Source organism: Bradyrhizobium sp. USDA 4504 (assembly GCF_054063995.1).
On sequence record NZ_JBSSGV010000001.1, the window covers coordinates 917,722 to 933,785 of the forward strand.

General features: G+C 65.5%; 16 protein-coding genes. 3 read left to right on the forward strand and 13 right to left on the reverse strand.

What is annotated here, in order from left to right; all coding sequences use genetic code 11:
* Positions 1 to 37 precede the first annotated feature (37 nt).
* On the reverse strand, positions 38 to 607 hold the full coding sequence (locus ACVMB1_RS03940; RefSeq protein ID WP_076824399.1) for a TetR/AcrR family transcriptional regulator: 570 nt from the start codon (positions 605 to 607) through the stop codon (positions 38 to 40).
* Positions 608 to 711: 104 nt separating this feature from the next.
* On the opposite strand from ACVMB1_RS03940, the gene ACVMB1_RS03945 reads away from it, so the two are divergent.
* Positions 712 to 1,500, forward strand: coding sequence for a crotonase/enoyl-CoA hydratase family protein (locus ACVMB1_RS03945; protein ID WP_076824401.1), 789 nt, complete (start codon positions 712 to 714; stop codon positions 1,498 to 1,500).
* 6 nt (positions 1,501 to 1,506) lie between these two features.
* Here ACVMB1_RS03945 and ACVMB1_RS03950 read toward each other — a convergent pair whose 3' ends face one another.
* Positions 1,507 to 1,743: a hypothetical protein gene (locus tag ACVMB1_RS03950; protein WP_168857948.1), complete on the reverse strand. Its 237-nt coding sequence runs from the start codon at positions 1,741 to 1,743 to the stop codon at positions 1,507 to 1,509.
* On the opposite strand from ACVMB1_RS03950, the gene ACVMB1_RS03955 reads away from it, so the two are divergent.
* Positions 1,742 to 2,527, forward strand: a complete 786-nt coding sequence (locus tag ACVMB1_RS03955; RefSeq protein ID WP_244558651.1) for a division plane positioning ATPase MipZ — start codon at positions 1,742 to 1,744, stop codon at positions 2,525 to 2,527. The genes ACVMB1_RS03950 and ACVMB1_RS03955 overlap by 2 nt on opposite strands.
* A gap of 15 nt (positions 2,528 to 2,542) precedes the next feature.
* On the opposite strand, the gene ACVMB1_RS03960 is transcribed toward ACVMB1_RS03955, so the two are convergent.
* The 4 genes from ACVMB1_RS03960 to ACVMB1_RS03975 form a co-directional block, all read right to left on the reverse strand.
* Positions 2,543 to 4,048, reverse strand: coding sequence for a glycosyl hydrolase family 79 N-terminal domain-containing protein (locus ACVMB1_RS03960; protein WP_244558652.1), 1,506 nt, complete (start codon positions 4,046 to 4,048; stop codon positions 2,543 to 2,545).
* Between the two features lie 57 nt (positions 4,049 to 4,105).
* Positions 4,106 to 4,966 carry a sugar phosphate isomerase/epimerase family protein gene (locus tag ACVMB1_RS03965; protein WP_076824405.1) on the reverse strand — a complete coding sequence of 287 codons (861 nt, stop codon included), beginning with the start codon at positions 4,964 to 4,966 and terminating at the stop codon, positions 4,106 to 4,108.
* Positions 4,967 to 4,969: 3 nt separating this feature from the next.
* Complete coding sequence (locus ACVMB1_RS03970) at positions 4,970 to 6,316, reverse strand: MFS transporter (RefSeq protein ID WP_076824407.1); 1,347 nt, start codon at positions 6,314 to 6,316, stop codon at positions 4,970 to 4,972.
* A gap of 126 nt (positions 6,317 to 6,442) precedes the next feature.
* Positions 6,443 to 7,315: a phytanoyl-CoA dioxygenase family protein gene (locus ACVMB1_RS03975; RefSeq protein ID WP_057015238.1), complete on the reverse strand. Its 873-nt coding sequence runs from the start codon at positions 7,313 to 7,315 to the stop codon at positions 6,443 to 6,445.
* 98 nt (positions 7,316 to 7,413) lie between these two features.
* Here ACVMB1_RS03975 and ACVMB1_RS03980 point away from each other — a divergent pair, with 98 nt between their 5' ends.
* Complete coding sequence (locus ACVMB1_RS03980) at positions 7,414 to 8,424, forward strand: LacI family DNA-binding transcriptional regulator (protein WP_076824410.1); 1,011 nt, start codon at positions 7,414 to 7,416, stop codon at positions 8,422 to 8,424.
* Positions 8,425 to 8,634: 210 nt separating this feature from the next.
* On the opposite strand, the gene ACVMB1_RS03985 is transcribed toward ACVMB1_RS03980, so the two are convergent.
* From ACVMB1_RS03985 to ACVMB1_RS04015, 7 genes are read right to left on the reverse strand one after another with little or no spacing between them, the layout of a single operon-like run.
* Complete coding sequence (locus ACVMB1_RS03985; protein ID WP_057015240.1) at positions 8,635 to 9,168, reverse strand: NADH-quinone oxidoreductase subunit B family protein; 534 nt, start codon at positions 9,166 to 9,168, stop codon at positions 8,635 to 8,637.
* 12 nt (positions 9,169 to 9,180) lie between these two features.
* A complete protein-coding gene (locus ACVMB1_RS03990) occupies positions 9,181 to 10,692 on the reverse strand; it encodes a hydrogenase large subunit (protein ID WP_141340940.1) in 1,512 nt (503 codons plus the stop codon).
* Positions 10,693 to 10,710: 18 nt separating this feature from the next.
* On the reverse strand, positions 10,711 to 12,159 hold the full coding sequence (locus ACVMB1_RS03995; protein ID WP_076824414.1) for a hydrogenase 4 subunit F: 1,449 nt from the start codon (positions 12,157 to 12,159) through the stop codon (positions 10,711 to 10,713).
* Positions 12,156 to 12,818 carry a hydrogenase-4 component E gene (locus ACVMB1_RS04000; protein ID WP_016843065.1) on the reverse strand — a complete coding sequence of 221 codons (663 nt, stop codon included), beginning with the start codon at positions 12,816 to 12,818 and terminating at the stop codon, positions 12,156 to 12,158. The genes ACVMB1_RS03995 and ACVMB1_RS04000 overlap by 4 nt, the downstream gene beginning before the upstream one ends.
* Positions 12,818 to 13,774 carry a respiratory chain complex I subunit 1 family protein gene (locus tag ACVMB1_RS04005; protein ID WP_076824416.1) on the reverse strand — a complete coding sequence of 319 codons (957 nt, stop codon included), beginning with the start codon at positions 13,772 to 13,774 and terminating at the stop codon, positions 12,818 to 12,820. Before ACVMB1_RS04005 ends, ACVMB1_RS04000 begins: the two co-directional genes overlap by 1 nt.
* Positions 13,765 to 15,780 (reverse strand): hydrogenase 4 subunit B, encoded by a 2,016-nt coding sequence (gene hyfB, locus ACVMB1_RS04010; RefSeq protein WP_456814098.1) that lies wholly within the window; start codon positions 15,778 to 15,780, stop codon positions 13,765 to 13,767. Before hyfB ends, ACVMB1_RS04005 begins: the two co-directional genes overlap by 10 nt.
* Positions 15,777 to 16,049 (reverse strand): helix-turn-helix domain-containing protein, encoded by a 273-nt coding sequence (locus ACVMB1_RS04015; protein WP_076824420.1) that lies wholly within the window; start codon positions 16,047 to 16,049, stop codon positions 15,777 to 15,779. The genes hyfB and ACVMB1_RS04015 overlap by 4 nt, the downstream gene beginning before the upstream one ends.
* Positions 16,050 to 16,064: the final 15 nt, after the last annotated feature.

Consider the following 16,064-nt stretch of genomic DNA (forward strand, 5'->3'; position numbering starts at 1 on the left):
GGCTTGCTCCATCAAGGTGCCCGCGGCGCGGGCGAAATCATTCGTCGGACGCCATCGCGATGATGCTGTCGCGCACGGTGCGCAGGACGGCATCGGACCGCTTCTGGTCGGTGAGGACGCGCGAGATCGCCAGCGCCCCGACCATCGCACTCACCGCGAGGATTGCGTTGCCGTCGTCATCGTCGCCGAACGTCTCGGCGACCTTAGCGATGAAGGATTCGATGTGCGGCTCCATCACCGCGCGGCACTGCGCATCGGCGCGACCGACATCCGAGATCAGCGCGCCGATCGCGCAGCCCGACTTGGGCGAGTCGCGATGGGCGCGGCTGAGATAGCTCCGCACCAGTGTACTGATATTGCCCGGCTTGTCGGGATCGCGCGCCGCGTGAGCCGACGCTTCGCCTGCATGCAGCGCCAGTTCCAGAGCCGCGGCGATCAGGTCGGAACGCGAGGCGAAGTGCCCATAGAAACCGCCATGGGTCAGCTTCACCTGCTGCATCAGGCCGCCGATGCTGAGCGCGTCGAGGCCCTTGTCGCGGATCTGCGTCGCAGCCTCGTTCAGAATACGCTCACGGCTCCTGGCCTTGTCGGCCTGGGAATGGCCCATCTCGCCTCGCCCCTGTTTGACTCTCTTTCTGGATTATGACCATCATGCATCTGCATGACAACCATCATCCAGAAATTATCCAGTCACAAAGCAGGGAGGAACTGATGTCCGGCAGCGCGAGCGAAGGGCGGGTCCGCCACGAGCGGCACGACCACATCCTCAAGATCATCATCGACAATCCCGCGAAGAAGAACGCCTTCAGTCCGGAGATGATGGCTGAGCTTTCCGACGCGCTGACGCTGCTCGACAATGACGACGGCCTCTGGGTCGGGGTGCTCTGCGCCGCCGGCGGCAGTTTCACCGCGGGTCTCGACATGCCGAAATTCTTCGGTCCGACGGCGACGCGCAAGCCGCTGCCGGAGGGCAACGTCGACCCGTTCGGATTGTCGAAGCGCTGCCGGAAGCCGATCGTCACGGCGGTGCAGGGTATCGTGTTCACCGTCGGCATCGAGATGATGCTGGCCGGCGATATCGTGATCGCCGCGGACGACAGCCGCTTCTGCCAGATGGAAGCCAAGCGCGGCATCGCGCCGCTGGCGGGCGCGCATTTCCGCTATATCAGCCGCGCCGGGTGGGGCGATGCGATGTATCACCTGTTGCTGTGCGACGAGTTCACCGCCGCCGAGGCGCATCGGATCGGTCTCGTGCAGGAAGTCGTGCCGGCGGGCCAGCAGGTCGAGCGCGCGATGGCGCTCGCGGAGATCATCGCGCGCAATGCGCCGCTTGGAATCCAGGTGACCAAGGAGGCGGGCCGCAAGTTCATCGAAGCCGGCGAGCAGGCGGCAATCGCGATCATTCCGCAGATCCGCGAACGTGTGCTCAACACATCAGATGCGGCCGAGGGTATCAAGTCGTTCGTTGAGCGCCGCGCCGCGGTGTTTCAGGGGCGCTAGTTGCGTTCACGATACGTGCTCGAAGAAGCTGTGACAATGATGTCGCAGCTTCTTGATTTCGATCACGACAATGTAGCAGCGACTCTTGTCGAGATTCATCGAATCAGGGAGATTCGATCCATTCATTAAATTCTGTTTCGTCCTGCTTTCACTCAAGCGTCCGGTATGGATTCCCATGACAAACGCACGAGTAATAGTTGTCGGAAATAACAAGGGCGGCTCGGGCAAGTCGACAATTGCCATGCATATCGCCATCACGCTGATCAAGGCGGGTCAGCGCGTCGCTACCATCGATCTCGATAACAAGCAGAAGTCGCTGACGCACTACGTCGAGAACCGGCGGGACTGGGCGCGGGAAACCTCGCTGGATCTCGGCGTTCCCGCGCATATGTGCTTCGAGACGGTGAGCGGCAGGAGCGGCGAGGTCGAGACGCTCGGGCGCAGCGCGCTTGCCGAGATCGTCGAGCGGCTCGGCCGGTCGCACGATTTCGTCGTCATCGACTGCCCCGGCCATGACACCTATCTGACGACGTTCACGCATTCGCTGGCGAACACGTTGATCACGCCGCTCAACGACAGCTTCCTCGATTTCGACGTGCTCGGCACCGTCGATCCGAACGAGTTCAAGGTGACCGGCATCAGCCACTATTCGAAGATGGTGGAGGAGGCGCGGCGCCAGCGCAGCACACACGATCAGCCGGCATTCGAGTGGGTGGTGCTGCGCAACCGCCTCTCCACGCTTGGGTCACGCAACAAGCGCTTGGTCGGCGAAGCCTTGAGCGAATTGGCCAAGACGCTGAATTTCCGCCTGGTCGATGGCCTGGCCGAACGCGTGATCTTCCGCGAATTCTATCCGCGCGGACTGACGGCGATCGACGACGTCAGCCAGCTCGCACTCGGTAGCCGGCCGACCATGTCGCATGTCACCGCGCGGCTCGAGATGGAGCGGCTGATGACTGCCATCATGCTCGGCCATCTGGTGGCGCGCCCGCCGGAATCCTCCGACGCCAGCCGCGACGCGGCGTAAGGCGACGTCGGGCCGCTACCGGCAATTGGCGTTGCCGGCGTCGGCGACGATCAGGAACGTGATCGTTCTGGGTGCGAAGACGATCGTTCCGGCGACAGCCGCGTCGCTGTTGAGGGCGGGGATACGGTCAGAGGTCCCGAGCAAGAGCGTCGCGCCATTGAGCTGAACGTTGCCGTCGGCAGGCTTTTCGCTCGCGAGCGTGTAACGTTGCGAGGCGGCTGAGAGCGTGAGCTTGTGCCGCATCCGCCGGTCATTGTTGATGACGAGCAGGGCTATTCCATCAGGCATGTCGCGCGCGCAATGCGCATAGACATGGAAGCCGTGACGCTCCGCGATACCGGCATCGAGCACAATGGTGCCCATCAACCGCCGCCACAGCAGCGCAGCCCAATAGTTCGGCCGCGGCAGATGAGTTCGCTCGTCCAGCAGCCCGTAGTCGCTCGCCGCAAGCGTGTTGTGCATCACCACCTGGACGCCGGCCTTGGCCAGCCGTCCGAGTTGATCGAGGTAACGGAACGTGTCGGCGAAGGTTGCGGCCAGGCGATTGCCGCCGCATGCGGTCTCGGCCGTCTCGGTCAGCCAGATCGGCTTGCCCGGCGCAAGCTGGTCGCGCAGCGTCTCGTAGAGGGCGAGGGTCTCGCCGGTTCGCGCCAGCCATTCGTCCGACAATGCATGCCTTGCCCTGCGATCACCGCCGCATCGCGCCGACAGCGCGCCATAGTGATGATAGGAGACCGCGTCGACGCCGGCTGCCGATAGGGCGAAAAGCGCTTGGGCCTCAGCGCCGGTGCCGATCGTGCCGGGGCCGAGGATCGTCACGTCGGGCGCTGTGTCCTTCATGAAGGCGCGGAACGCTGCAAAATCCCGGCCGTAGGCCGCGGCATCGTAGCGGTTAGGGGCGCTGCCGATGGTCGGCAGATCGGGCTCATTCATGAACTCGGCTGCGGCGATACGCCCGCCGGCCGATCGCGTGAAAGCGAGAAGTTGCCGGGCCTGCTCGGGGCTCCACTGCCCCTCGGCGTCACGCGCGCCCGCGCTGATCGCAAAGGACGTGACGATCGGAGCGTCGACGGCACGCGAGAACTCGATCACGTCCCGCCACTGCCGTCGCGTCAGCACGCCGTTGAAGCCGGCCGGCGGTGCAGCCGGTGGCGTCTCGGAATCCGCAAAGAACGTGCTGTTGGCCCAGGTGCCGCTGACGCGCAGATAGACGGGTGAGAGGGCTGCCGCGAGCTTGCGAAGCCTGCCATCGTGCAGGTCGATCGGAGTGCGAGCTGCGAACCGCTCCGTCTCTGCACGCCGACGCGTGGCGGCGGTGGCATAGGGCTTCCAGAACCGTCCGCCGGTCACCTCGACCATCTCGATGTTGTAGGACTGAAAACGCGGGTCGATGGTCGCGACGCGCGGCAGGGTCGCGACATTCAGGGCGAGCTCTGCCGCGGCCGCTTTCGTATGCGCGAAGGCTGCCATGGCCGAGACGGCGGCGAGGCATCGAAGCGGATAAGCCCAGCGGTCGCGCACAAGTCCTCGCGGCGTTCCGGATTGTGGCGTTCAGGATGCCGCCGTGGCTTGCTTGAATCAATGCGGGAGCGCGCCTTGCGGCTCGTTCGCGATACGATCCCACAGCGCGCGGATCATGTCCTTCATGACCAGCGCATCCTGCCAGCGGTCGGACAGTTCCCTGCCGTCGGGCCCGGTGATGGCATAGGGCGGGGGACCGAGCTCGCACAGGAAGGTCAGGGTCGCGTCGGGACCGGCACGTTTCCGCCAGGAGCGGATACCGTAGTCCCACCAGCCCATAAACAGCGACACCCAGCCCTGGTGCTGCGGAAAGCCGAGCGAGACCTGCACCTGCTCGCGGCTCGCGATGCGGCCGTGGATGCCCCAGGCATTGTCGAGGATGCGATGGATCATCGCGTGGTTGACGTCATCGACCGGCCAGGCGAATTCGCGGCCGACCAGATAATGCGAGAGATCGGCGGTGAGCCGCAGATCGGGAAAGCAGTCGAGCAGGTCGAGCATGAAGAACAGGTCGGTCGTCATGCGGTCGCGATGGGTCTCGACATGCACGGCGATGCCGGCCTCGGCAGCAAGCCACCGCCAGCCTTCGAGCAGGGGAATGCAATCCGCGAGCCGGCGCGGCCGAACGTCCGGCTGCAGATTGACGTGATCGGCGCCGAGCCGGGCGACCAGCTCGAGCACCGGTTTCAGGTCGCCGACGCTCTTCGGGTAGCATTGCGCCTGCCAGATCATGCCATGCGCGCGAAGGAAGCTCGTCGCCTCGCGCGCAAAGACAGGATCGATGAAGCGCACGCCGGCGCCGTCAAACCCGGCATCGCGGATCATCGCGAGCTGGGTTTGCAGCGGCCATTCGCCCTCATCGGCCAGCCGTCGCTCCATCGCCCAGAGCGACTGCAGGACGCGCAGTTGCTGCGCCACCGGTCAGGCCCGCGCCGGGATCGCCGTGGGCAGCTCGGCCTGTTCGCCTTCGTCGGCGGCGATATTCTCCTGGTAGGTCTCGGGCCCGATCCAGATCGCAACGACGGTGCAGGCGGACAGGAACATCGCGTAGCAGGCGACCGGCCACCAGGTGCCATAGGCCGCCACCAGTGCGGTTGCGACGAACGGCGCCGGACCACCCGACAGCAGCGAGCCGAGCTCGCGGGCGAAGGCAAAGCCCGCGAAGCGGCGTTGCGGCGGGAACAGCTCGGCGAAATACGCCGCCTGCGGCCCGAACATCGCCGCCGTCACCACGGCGCGCGCCAGGATGAAGGCGAGCGCGATCATGATCCACTCCTTGGTGCCGACCATCCAGAAGAACGGGAAGGCGAGCGCCACGCCGGCCAGCGCGCCGAACATGTAGACCGGCCGCCGTCCGATCCGGTCCGACAATGCCGCGAAGCCGAGGATCGCAAACAGTTCGACCGTGAATGCCAGCATCAGCGCGCTGAGCGCCTCGGCTTTCGGCACGCCGAGCGTGGTGATCACGTAGCTCAGCCCAAACACCGGGAAGAAATAGCCGAGCCCGTTCTCGGCCATGCGGGCGCCGAGCACGACGAAGAAGTTGCGCGGGTGTCGGCGCAACGCTTCCATCGCCGGATTGCTCTCGACCTTGCCGCGCGCGACCACCGCCTCGGTGTAGACCGGCGTCTCGGTGATGCGCATGCGGACGAAGATGCCGACCACGATCAGGAGGAAGCTCGCCAGGAAGGGCAGGCGCCAGCCCCAGCTCATCAAATCCTCGCGCGGCAGCATGGTCACCAGCGCGAAGGCGCCGGCCGCAAGCAGGTTGCCGACGGAGACGCCGAGCGGCGCGAAGCCGCCCCAGAAGCCGCGATGCTTCGGCGGTGCGTTCTCGACCAGATAGATCACCGCGCCGCCATATTCGGCGCCGGCGCCAAGGCCCTGGATGACGCGCATCGCGACCAGGAGGATCGGCGCCCAGATCCCGATCTGCCCATAAGTCGGCAGGAAGCCGATCGCGGTGGTGCCGATGCCGATCATCAGGAGCGTGGAGACCAGCACCGGCTTGCGGCCATAGCGATCGCCGAGGATGCCGAACAAAAGGCCGCCGAACGGCCGCACCACGAAGCCGACGCCGAAGGTCAGGAACGACAACAGCGTGCCGACCACCGGATCGCTCTTCGGAAAGAACAATTCGCCGAACACCAGCGCGGCGGCGGTGCCGTACAGGAAGAAGTCGTACCATTCGAGCGCGGAGCCGATGCTTGCGGCCAGGATCACACGCAGGCGCGATGTGCGAGCGCCATCTCTTGCCATCTCGGTCATTCGTTTCCCCGTTGTTTTGGTTTTTATGGTCGTTTTGATCGGGCACGATCTCCGCGTTTGTCGCGGCGGATCGTGCTCGTGAAAGCAGCAATGCCCGCGGCCTGGCCGCGGGCATTGTGGTCGGTCTTAGGCGGCGCGCGTGAAGTAGGATTTCTTCGACGCCGACTGGGTCTCGTAGATCGATCCCTGTCGCTTGGCCGGCGGCAGTGGCATCCGCACCGGTACGTCGGTGAGCCGCGGCGCGACCACCGGCGGCCCCGCCAGCAGGCGGCTGTTGAATTCGTCGAAGTCCTTGACGCCCATCAGCGGCCAGGCGTCGCTCGCGGCCACTTCATAGAGCAGCAGGTTGCGCGGCCGGTTCGACGTGTTGGTTGCCGAGCCGTGCAGCGCGCGCACGTGATGGAACGACATGCTGCCGGCCTTGCCCATGCAGGGCACCGCGCGCTTGATGTCGTCCTGAATCTGGTCCGGATCGATCAGGCCTGCGAAGTGGCCGTCCTCGCCGTGATGATCCCACATCGTGGCGCCGGTGTGCGACCTCGGCGTCACCAGCATCGGACCGTTCTCGATATCGCAATCGTCGAGCAGCACGCCGATCGCGAGGATGTCGTCATTGGTGTGCGGATAGAATGCCCAGTCCTGATGCCACTCAACCGGCGAGCCGTATTGCGCCGACTTCATGTTGAGCTTGGAGCCGTGCAGGCGAAGGCCGGGGCCGATCAGCTTGGTGAGGATCGAGATCACGGCGGGGCTGCGCACGATCTCGTCGAAGATCGGGTGCACCTTGTGCGGCGCCTTGATGCGGCGGACGCGCGGATTGTCAGGCGAATGGCCCGGCTCGAGGTCGTAGACGTCGGTGTGCTCGCTCACGCTGGCGGCGCCGGCCACGAGCTGCGCGAGTACGGTGCGCACCTTCGCCAGGGTTTCCTGGTTGAGCACCTCGGGGACCACGATCACCCCGTCGCGCTTGTAAGCCTGGGCCTGTTCGTCCGAAATCATGCCGCTTCTCCCTTTTTGTTCCATGTTAGCGCTAACATTAGGTGATGCTAGCGCTAATATCATGGCTTGGCAACCCGGAATCGTGCAGGCTTCGGCCCATGAGCTCCGAACTGACCGCCCCCGGGACCGGCCCGGCCGGTGCCGCGCCCACCCTTTCAGAGGTGGCCAAGCGCGCCGGCGTTTCCTCGATCACGGTGAGCCGGGTGGTGCGGATGCCCGACCTGGTCGCGCCGGAGACCCGGGCGCGGGTCGAGCGGGCGATGCGCGATCTCGGCTATGTCCCGAACCTGGTGGCGGGCGCGCTGGCGAGCGCGCGGACCAATTCGGTCGGCGTGCTGGTACCGACCATCGCCAACTCGATCTTCGCCGACACGGTGCAGGGCCTGTCCGACAAGCTCGAGCCGCTCGGCTTTTCCGTGATCCTGGCGCAGTCGCGCTATGACGCGGCGCGCGAGGACCGCATGCTGGCGGCGCTGCTGTCGCGGCGGCCCGAGGCGATCATCATGGTCGGCTCGCCGGCGACCGAGGAGGGCAGCCGCCTGCTGCGCAATGCGCGCATCCCGATCGTCGAGACCTGGGATCTGCCGGCAAACCCGATCGACGCGGTCGCGGGCTTCGACAATTACAAGGCCGGTGTCGCCGTCGCGAAGCATCTGGTCGCGCAGGGCCGCAAGCAGCTCGCCTTCATCGGCGGCGACGATCCGCGCGGCACGCGCCGCTGGTTCGGCTTCAGGGACGAGGCACTGGCCGGCGGCCTTGCCGAGCCGCGCCGGTTGATCCTGGACCGCAAGGATTCCGGCAGCGTGGCGGCGCATGCACGCCTGCCTGGTGTCGACGCGGTGTTCGCCGCCAACGATGCGCATGCGATCGGCTTCATGTCCGGGCTGCGCAAGGCCGGGCTGCTGCGCGACGGGCCTGCATCGGCGCAGCCGGTCGCCGTGATCGGGCTTGGCGATCTCGAAATGGGCCAGCTGATCTCGCCGACCCTGAGCACGATCAGCGTGCATGGCGACGCGATCGGCCGTACCGCGGCGACGCTGACGCTGGAGCGCGGCGGCGAGCGCCGCGTCGATCTCGGCTTCGAGCTGGTGCTGCGCGACAGCGGCTAGTGTGCTGAATGCGAAGTTCGTGCGATTTCGCGGCAGCCACTTTCACGAACTTCGCATTCATAAAGCACACTAGAATCATAAGTTTGCTAGTGTCCTTATCGAATCCGAAGTTCGCTCCGAAGGTGCGGCAAATGATGCGAACTTCGGATTCGGGACACTAGCGCGCCTCGCCCACGGTGCGGGCGGAGGTGCTCGTTTCTTTCCGTGCCTTCACCTTGCCGCGACCCCGGCGTCGACCGCCTCGAGCAAGGTCACGAGGCCCCGCAGGATGGCGATCGGCGAAGGCGGGCAACCCGGAATATGAAGATCGACCGGAACAACCGCGGAGACTCCGCCAACCACGGCATAGCTGCCGGCGAAGCATCCGCCATCCCTGGCGCAATCGCCCGCGGCGACAACCCATTTGGGATCTGGCGTCGCACGGTATGTGCGCTCCAGCGCCTCGCGCATATTCTTGGTGACCGGACCCGTGACCAGCAGCACGTCGGCGTGACGGGGCGAGGCGACGAACCGGATTCCAAATCGTTCTACGTCGTAATACGCATTGCTTAACGCGTGTATTTCCAGCTCGCATCCGTTGCAGGAGCCTGCATCAACCTCGCGGATCGAGAGGCTGCGGCCGAGGCGTCGTCGTGCGGTGCGGCCGACCATGGCCGCGAGCTCCGCAAGCGCAGCGTCGTCCGGGCGCGGCGCCTGCTCCGTCAATGGCTGGCGAAACAGGCTCTGGAACAGAAGTTTGCGCATCGCCTCAAGCCCTCAGAGATCCTGCCCGGAATAGGAGCAGTTGAACGACTTATTGCAGAGTGGGAAGTCCGCCACGATGTTGCCTTCGATGGCCGCCTCGAGCAGCGGCCACTGAAACCACGACGGATCGCGCAGATGGCATCGCTCGATCCGATCGCCGTTCAGGCGCAGCCAGGCCAGGATGTCGCCGCGGAAACCTTCGACGAGCGCCATGCCTTCGCAAGGCTTCGCCGTATTGTGCAGTGGCACTTGCACCGGGCCGGCCTCGAGGCCGATCAGGATCTGGTACGCCAGCGCGAGACTCTGCTCAACCTCGCGGATCCGGATCCAGACCCGGGCGTTGACGTCGCCGTCGCTCAGGACGGGGACTTCGAAGCGGAGGCCATCATAGGGGAGATAGCCGGGCTTGCGTCGGGCGTCATGATCGCGGCCGCTCGCGCGCCCGACATAGCCTCCGGCGGCGAATTGCCGGGCGAGCGTTGGAGCAACGATGCCGGTGCTGACGGTGCGGTCCTGCAACGAGGCGGTATTGTCATAGAGCTCGACCAGCGCAGGGAAATGTCGGCGGATCTGGTCGAGCGCGGCCCGGATCGTGTCGGCTCCATCGCCGGCGATATCGCGCGCGACGCCGCCGGGCACGACAAGGTCGCGCATCAGGCGGTGGCCGAATGCAGCGTCGGCCGCGCGCAGCACGGATTCGCGCAGCACGGCGCAATGCGCCTGCATCAGCGCAAATGACGCATCGTTGCAGATCGCGCCGATATCGCCGAGATGATTGGCCAGCCGCTCGAGCTCGGCCATCAGTGCGCGCAGCAACAGCGCGCGCAGCGGCACGGCAATCCGCTGCGCGGCCTCGACGGCTTGCGCGAACGCCAGCCCATAGGCGACCGTGCTGTCGCCGGAGACCCGGCCGGCGAGCCGCGCGGCCTGCTCGATCGTGCTGCCCGTCATCAGCCCTTCGACGCCCTTGTGGGTGTAGCCGAGCCGCTGCTCGAGGCGGACGACCGTCTCTCCGCTCGCGGTAAAGCGGAAATGCCCGGGCTCGATGATGCCCGCATGCACCGGACCGACTGCGATCTGATGCAGGCTGTCCCCCTCGGCCGGAAGGAATTGATAAGGCGCTGCGTTCGCCGATGCATCGCGATGTTCGCCGAGCGGGAAGCGCGTTTGCCAACGGCCGTGATCAAGCCAGGGACGGGAATCCGGTGTGTCTGTCGCCTGCAATCCGAAGAGGTCGTGCAGGGTGCGCTCCAATCGAAGCGCCGGGGGATGATGGGCCGCAACCGAAGGAAATTGGCGATCGGGACAATCCAGGCTGATCACGCCGATATCGGACGTGCGGTCGTCGAGGACGGCCATGTGCACGCGCGACGGCTCGCCCCACAGCCCGAGCAGGCTCAGGCCGCCATCCGCAAGCGCGTGAGCGGCGGCGCGCCAGGTATCGCCGTCGACCACGGCGCGCGGCCATGGATGATGTCGTTCGATCCTGTGGCCCGCCCGGATCAGATCGATCAACCTCGGCATATCCCGTTCTCCCTCGCGCTAACCGAGCAGCTTGGCGACGTGCTGGAACCAGACGACCAGCGGTCCCGGAAGGTAGATGCCCGCAGTCAGCACCAGTGCGAAATGCGCGAACATCGGCAAATAGGACGCATCCGCCGGCGCGGCATTGCCGCGCGGCTCGCCGAACGCAAGGCTGGTCAGGCGCAGGATCAGCGCGCCGAAGGCGAGCAGCAGGCCGAACACCAGCGGGATGGCGAGCAGCGGCTGGCGCGCGAAAGTGGAGCTGACGATGAGAAATTCGCTCATGAAGATACCGAGCGGCGGCAGGCCGGCGATCGCGACCACGCCGATCACGAGACTCCAGCCGAGTGCCGGATGCGACTCGGTCAGACCGCGAATGTTGGCGATCCGCTGCGTGCCCTTCACCTGCGCAATGTGGCCGACTGCGTAGAAGATTCCCGACTTGGTGAGGCTGTGCATCACCATGTGCAGCAGGCCGGCAAAGTTGGCGAGCGGGCCACCCATGCCGAACGCAAACACGATGATGCCCATGTGCTCGATCGAGGAGTAGGCGAACAACCGCTTGATGTCGCGGCGGCGGTAAAGCATGAAGGCCGCGAACAACAGCGAAGTCAGCCCCATCGTCACCATCAGCGGCCCGGGCGATATCGCATCCGGATTGGCGGCGAGCAGGATCTTGAAGCGGAGCACCGCGTAGAGCGCGACGTTGAGCAGCAGGCCGGAGAGCACGGCGGAGATCGGGGTCGGGCCCTCGGCATGCGCATCCGGAAGCCAGGCGTGCAGCGGCGCCAGGCCGACCTTGGTGCCGTATCCGAGCAGCAGGAAGATGAAGGCGACGTTGAGCAATGCCGGGTCGAACGTCGCCGCACGGCTGATCAGCACCGTCCACACCATGGCATCCTGACCCTCGCCGACCACCGGCAGCGCGGCCATGTACACCAGGATCGTGCCGAACAGCGCCAGCGCGATGCCGACGCTGCCGAGGATAAAATACTTCCAGGCCGCTTCCAGCGCCGCATGGGTCCGGTAGATGCCGACCATCAGCACGGTGGTGAGCGTAGCGACCTCGACCGCGACCCAGATCAGGCCGATATTGTTCGACACGAATGCGAGGTTCATGCCGAACATCATCACCTGATACATGGCATGGTAGAATCGCAGATAGCCCGGCGTCAGCCGTCCGGTTTCGAGCTCATGGGCGATATAGCTTGCGCTGAACACGCTCGTGGTGAATCCCACGAAGGTGTTGAGCACGATGAAGACGATGTTGAGATCGTCGATCAGCAGATACTGGCCGGGTTGCGGGCGCTCGACCACGAGCAGCGAAAGCGCGGCCAGCAAGGTGCCGAGACTGGCCAGGACATTGAGGCCCGCGGTCAGCCGGTAGCCGGGCAGCGCGGCCAGCACCGCCGCGGCGGTGATCGGTATCAACAGGACCCAGGTGACGGCGTCCGACGCGGCAGTCATCGGCGCTCCCCCCTGAATTCATCGAGCGCACCGACGTCGACGGTGTCGAACCGCTCGCGAATGCGGAACAGGAACACGCCGATCACGATGAATGCGATCAGGATCGAGAAGGCGACGCTGATCTCTACGACGAGCGGCATGCCCTTGGCGCCGGTCGCGGCCAGCACCAGGCCGTTTTCCAGCGACATGAAGCCGACGACCTGGCTGACGGCGTTGCGCCGCGTCACCATGACGAGCAATCCCAGCAGCACCACCGACAGTGCGAAGGCAAGGTCTTCCCGCGCCAGCGGATCGGCCGCGCCGGTCACGCGCAGCATCAGCACCATGGACAGGGCGACGAGCCCCATGCCGGCAAGCATGGTCGGACCGATGCTCACCGCGGTCTCGATATCGCGATGAATGCCGAGCTGCTTGATGATCCGATGCAACGCCACCGGGATGACGATCGCCTTGAAGACCAGTGCGATCGCCGCGGTGACGTAGAGATGCGGCGCATTCTGGATGAAGGCCTGCCAGGCGACGGAAGCTGCGAGCACCACGGCATGAAGTGCGAAGATGTTCAGCAGCGCATACAGGCGATCCTGGTACAGCATCATGAAGCTGATCAGCACGAGCCCGCCGGCGAGCAGATGGGCGATGTCGAAGGCGAGGTTGTGCATCAGAAGCCCCGTGACACGAACCGAAGCAGCGTGCCGAGCAGGCCGAGCATCAGCGCCGCGCCGAGGAATTCGGGGACGCGGAACACCCGCATTTTGGCCGTCGCGGTCTCGAGCACGGCAAGGAGGAAGCTCGCGACCGCAAGCTTGAGGATGTAGACGGCGACGCTGACGAGATAGGACAGCGGCCCCGCGCCTTCGGTGGTGATCTGCCACGGGAAGAACACGCAGATGATCAGGGAGATGTAGAGCAGCAGCTTGAGGAAGGCGCCGAACTCGATCATGGCGAGGTGACGCCCGGAATATTCGAGGATCATCGCCTCGTGCACCATGGTCAGCTCCAGATGCGTCGCCGGGTTGTCGACCGGGATGCGCGCGTTTTCGGCGAGCGCCACCATGATGAGGGCGATCATCGCCATGCCGAGAGAGACGCGCAGTCCGACTTCCGACGACGCCATGAAGGTCGCGACCGTCGACAGCTGCGTCGAGCCGGCAATCAGCGCGACGCAGAACACCATCAACAGCATGGCCGGCTCGGCGAGCGCGGCAATCATCACCTCGCGGCTGGAGCCGATGCCGCCGAAGCTGGTGCCGACGTCCATGCCGGCAAGCGCGAGGAAGAAGCGCGCGCTGCCGAGCAGGGCGACGATCGCGATCAGGTCGGCGCTCCAGTTGAATTGGAGGCCGGTCGCGAATGTCGGGACCAGCGCCGCCGCGACCCAGATGGCCGCGAACGTCACATAGGGCGTGACACGGAACAGCCAGGACGCGTTTTCGGCGAGCACGACCTCCTTGCGCAGCAGCCGCAGCAGGTCACGGTAGGGCTGGAAGATCGACGGTCCTTTTCGCCGCAACAGCCGCGCCTTGATCTTGCGCACGACGCCCGTCAGCAGCGGCGCGAGCAGCAGCACAAGCGCCATCTGGCCGAGCTGAACGAGGATGTCCGAGATCACGACCATATCGCGAGCGCCAGCAGCAATGTGACGAGGGTTGCGAACACCAGGCTGAGGTAGCGGCGGATGGTCAGGAACTGGAGCTGGTTCAGCCGATCGGCGAAGAACCACACGAGTTCAGTCACGGGTGTGTAGAGCCGCTCCCAGACCAGGTCGTGCATATCGACCCTGAGGCGGGCCGGCCGCAGTTCGCCCGGCGCGGGCATGTCGACATGCTCGCGGGCTTGGAAAACCAGCGTGCCGAAGACGCGGCGGATCGGTTGCACAAAGCTCACGCCGGAATACTGCGCCGCCGGTGTCGGGTCGGAGAAGCCGCAACCCCAGGCCGGTCCGCGCCGGATCGCGCGCGACGCAAAGCGATGGATAAAGTACACCGCGAGCGACGCCGCGGCGGTGATGAAAGCAAAGACGAGCAATCCGTTGTAGGAACTGCGGCTCTCCTCGATCGGAACGATCGAGAGCCAGGGATCGTCCGCCTGAAGCGGCATCCGGTGGCCGATCACGGTCTGCGCAACCGGCGAAAGCGCGTCGATCACTAGGCCGGGCAGAATGCCGGCGAGGAAGCAGAGCACGGCAAGGCCGAACATCGCGGCGAGCGAATAGCGATCGACTTCGCCGGCGGCTTCCGCGGCCGGGCTCCGCGCGCGGCCGAGGAACGTGATGCCGAAGGCCTTGACGAAGCATGCGGCGGCCAGCGCCGCGGCCAGCGCCAGCAAGGCGCCGATCGCGGGCACCATGATCTTCAGCAGCCATTGCGGCAGGTCGGGGCTCTGCAGGACGGCCTGAAACATCAGCCACTCCGACACGAACCCGTTGAACGGCGGCAGCGCCGAGATCGCGACGCAGCCGACCAGAAAGACGAAGCTCGTGAGCGGCATGCGGTGGATCAGGCCGCCCAGCTTCTCCATGTCGCGTTCGCCGGTCGACGTCAGCACCGCGCCGGCCCCGAAGAACAACAGGCTCTTGAAGAACGAATGGTTCAGCACGTGGAACAATGCGGCCGTGAAGGCGAGGGCGGCCGCGAGGCCAAGGCCGTTCGCCTGAAATGCCAGCGCAAGGCCGAGGCTTGCGAAGATGACGCCGATGTTCTCGATCGTGCTGTAGGCGAGCAGGCGCTTGAGATCCTTCTCCATCAGCGCGTAGAGGATCCCCATGACGGCCGTGGCGCCGCCGAGGATGAGAACCGCGACACCCGCCGACCAGCTTGGCGGCCCGAGCAGATCGAACACGACCCGGATGAATCCGTAGATCGCGACCTTCGTCATCACGCCGCTCATCAGCGCCGAGACATGGCTCGGCGCGGCGGGATGAGCCAGCGGCAGCCACACGTGCAACGGGATCAGGCCGGCTTTCGACCCGGCGCCGAGCAACATCAGCGCGAGCACCAGTGCGGCTTCGGACGGGGTGTGCTGAGCAGCGCGGATGGACGCGAAGCTGTAGCTGCCGCCCGCTCCCGCCAGCAGGCCGAAGGCAAGCAACAGAGCCAGCGTTCCGAAGCTTGCCATCACGAGATAGACGTAGCCTGCGCGGGCATTATCCGCGTCACGGTGATGCGCCAAGACGAGCGCCCACGAGGCGAGCGACATGAATTCCCAACACAAGAGGTAGGTGAACGCATCGTCGGCGAGCACGACGAGATTCATGCCGGCCAGGAACGCCGGGAAAAAGGGAAGGATGCGCTGCGGCGCGGATTCGTGGCTGCCGTAGCCGAGGCCATAAAGACTTGCGGCCGCACCGCCGAGATTGACCACGACGAGAAAGAATGCGGCGAGCGCATCGAGGCGGAAATGCGATCCCAGCCAGGGCAACCCGATCGGCAGAGCCAGTTCCGTCGCGCTGGTACGGGAGATGAGCGAAATCATGGCCCCGGCCAGCGCGATCAGCGAAATCGCGAAAGTCGCGCCGTAGACGATGGCTGTCGATTGGCGCGATCTGCTGGTTGCAATCGCGAGAGCGGTCGTTCCCAGCAGGGCGGCTACACACCAGATCTGCTGAGTGACCGCCGGGATCATGTCCGCACCTTCGGTGAACCTGATCCGGCCTTCAATCGCACCCCGCGGCCGCCGCCGTTGCTGACGGCGCCCTCATTGATGACCTCGACGCCGGCTGTGCCGAGCGCGTCGATCAGTTTCACGAGCGAGTCGACGTTGCCGCGAATGGTTCCTTCGCTCGCCTCCATCCGCTGGATGGTTGGCACCGAAAGTCCGGACAGTTCGGCGAGCTGCCGTTGGTCGATGCCGAGCAAGGCTCTGGCCGCTCGTAGCTGCGCCGCGGTGATCATCGATTGATGGCCGTC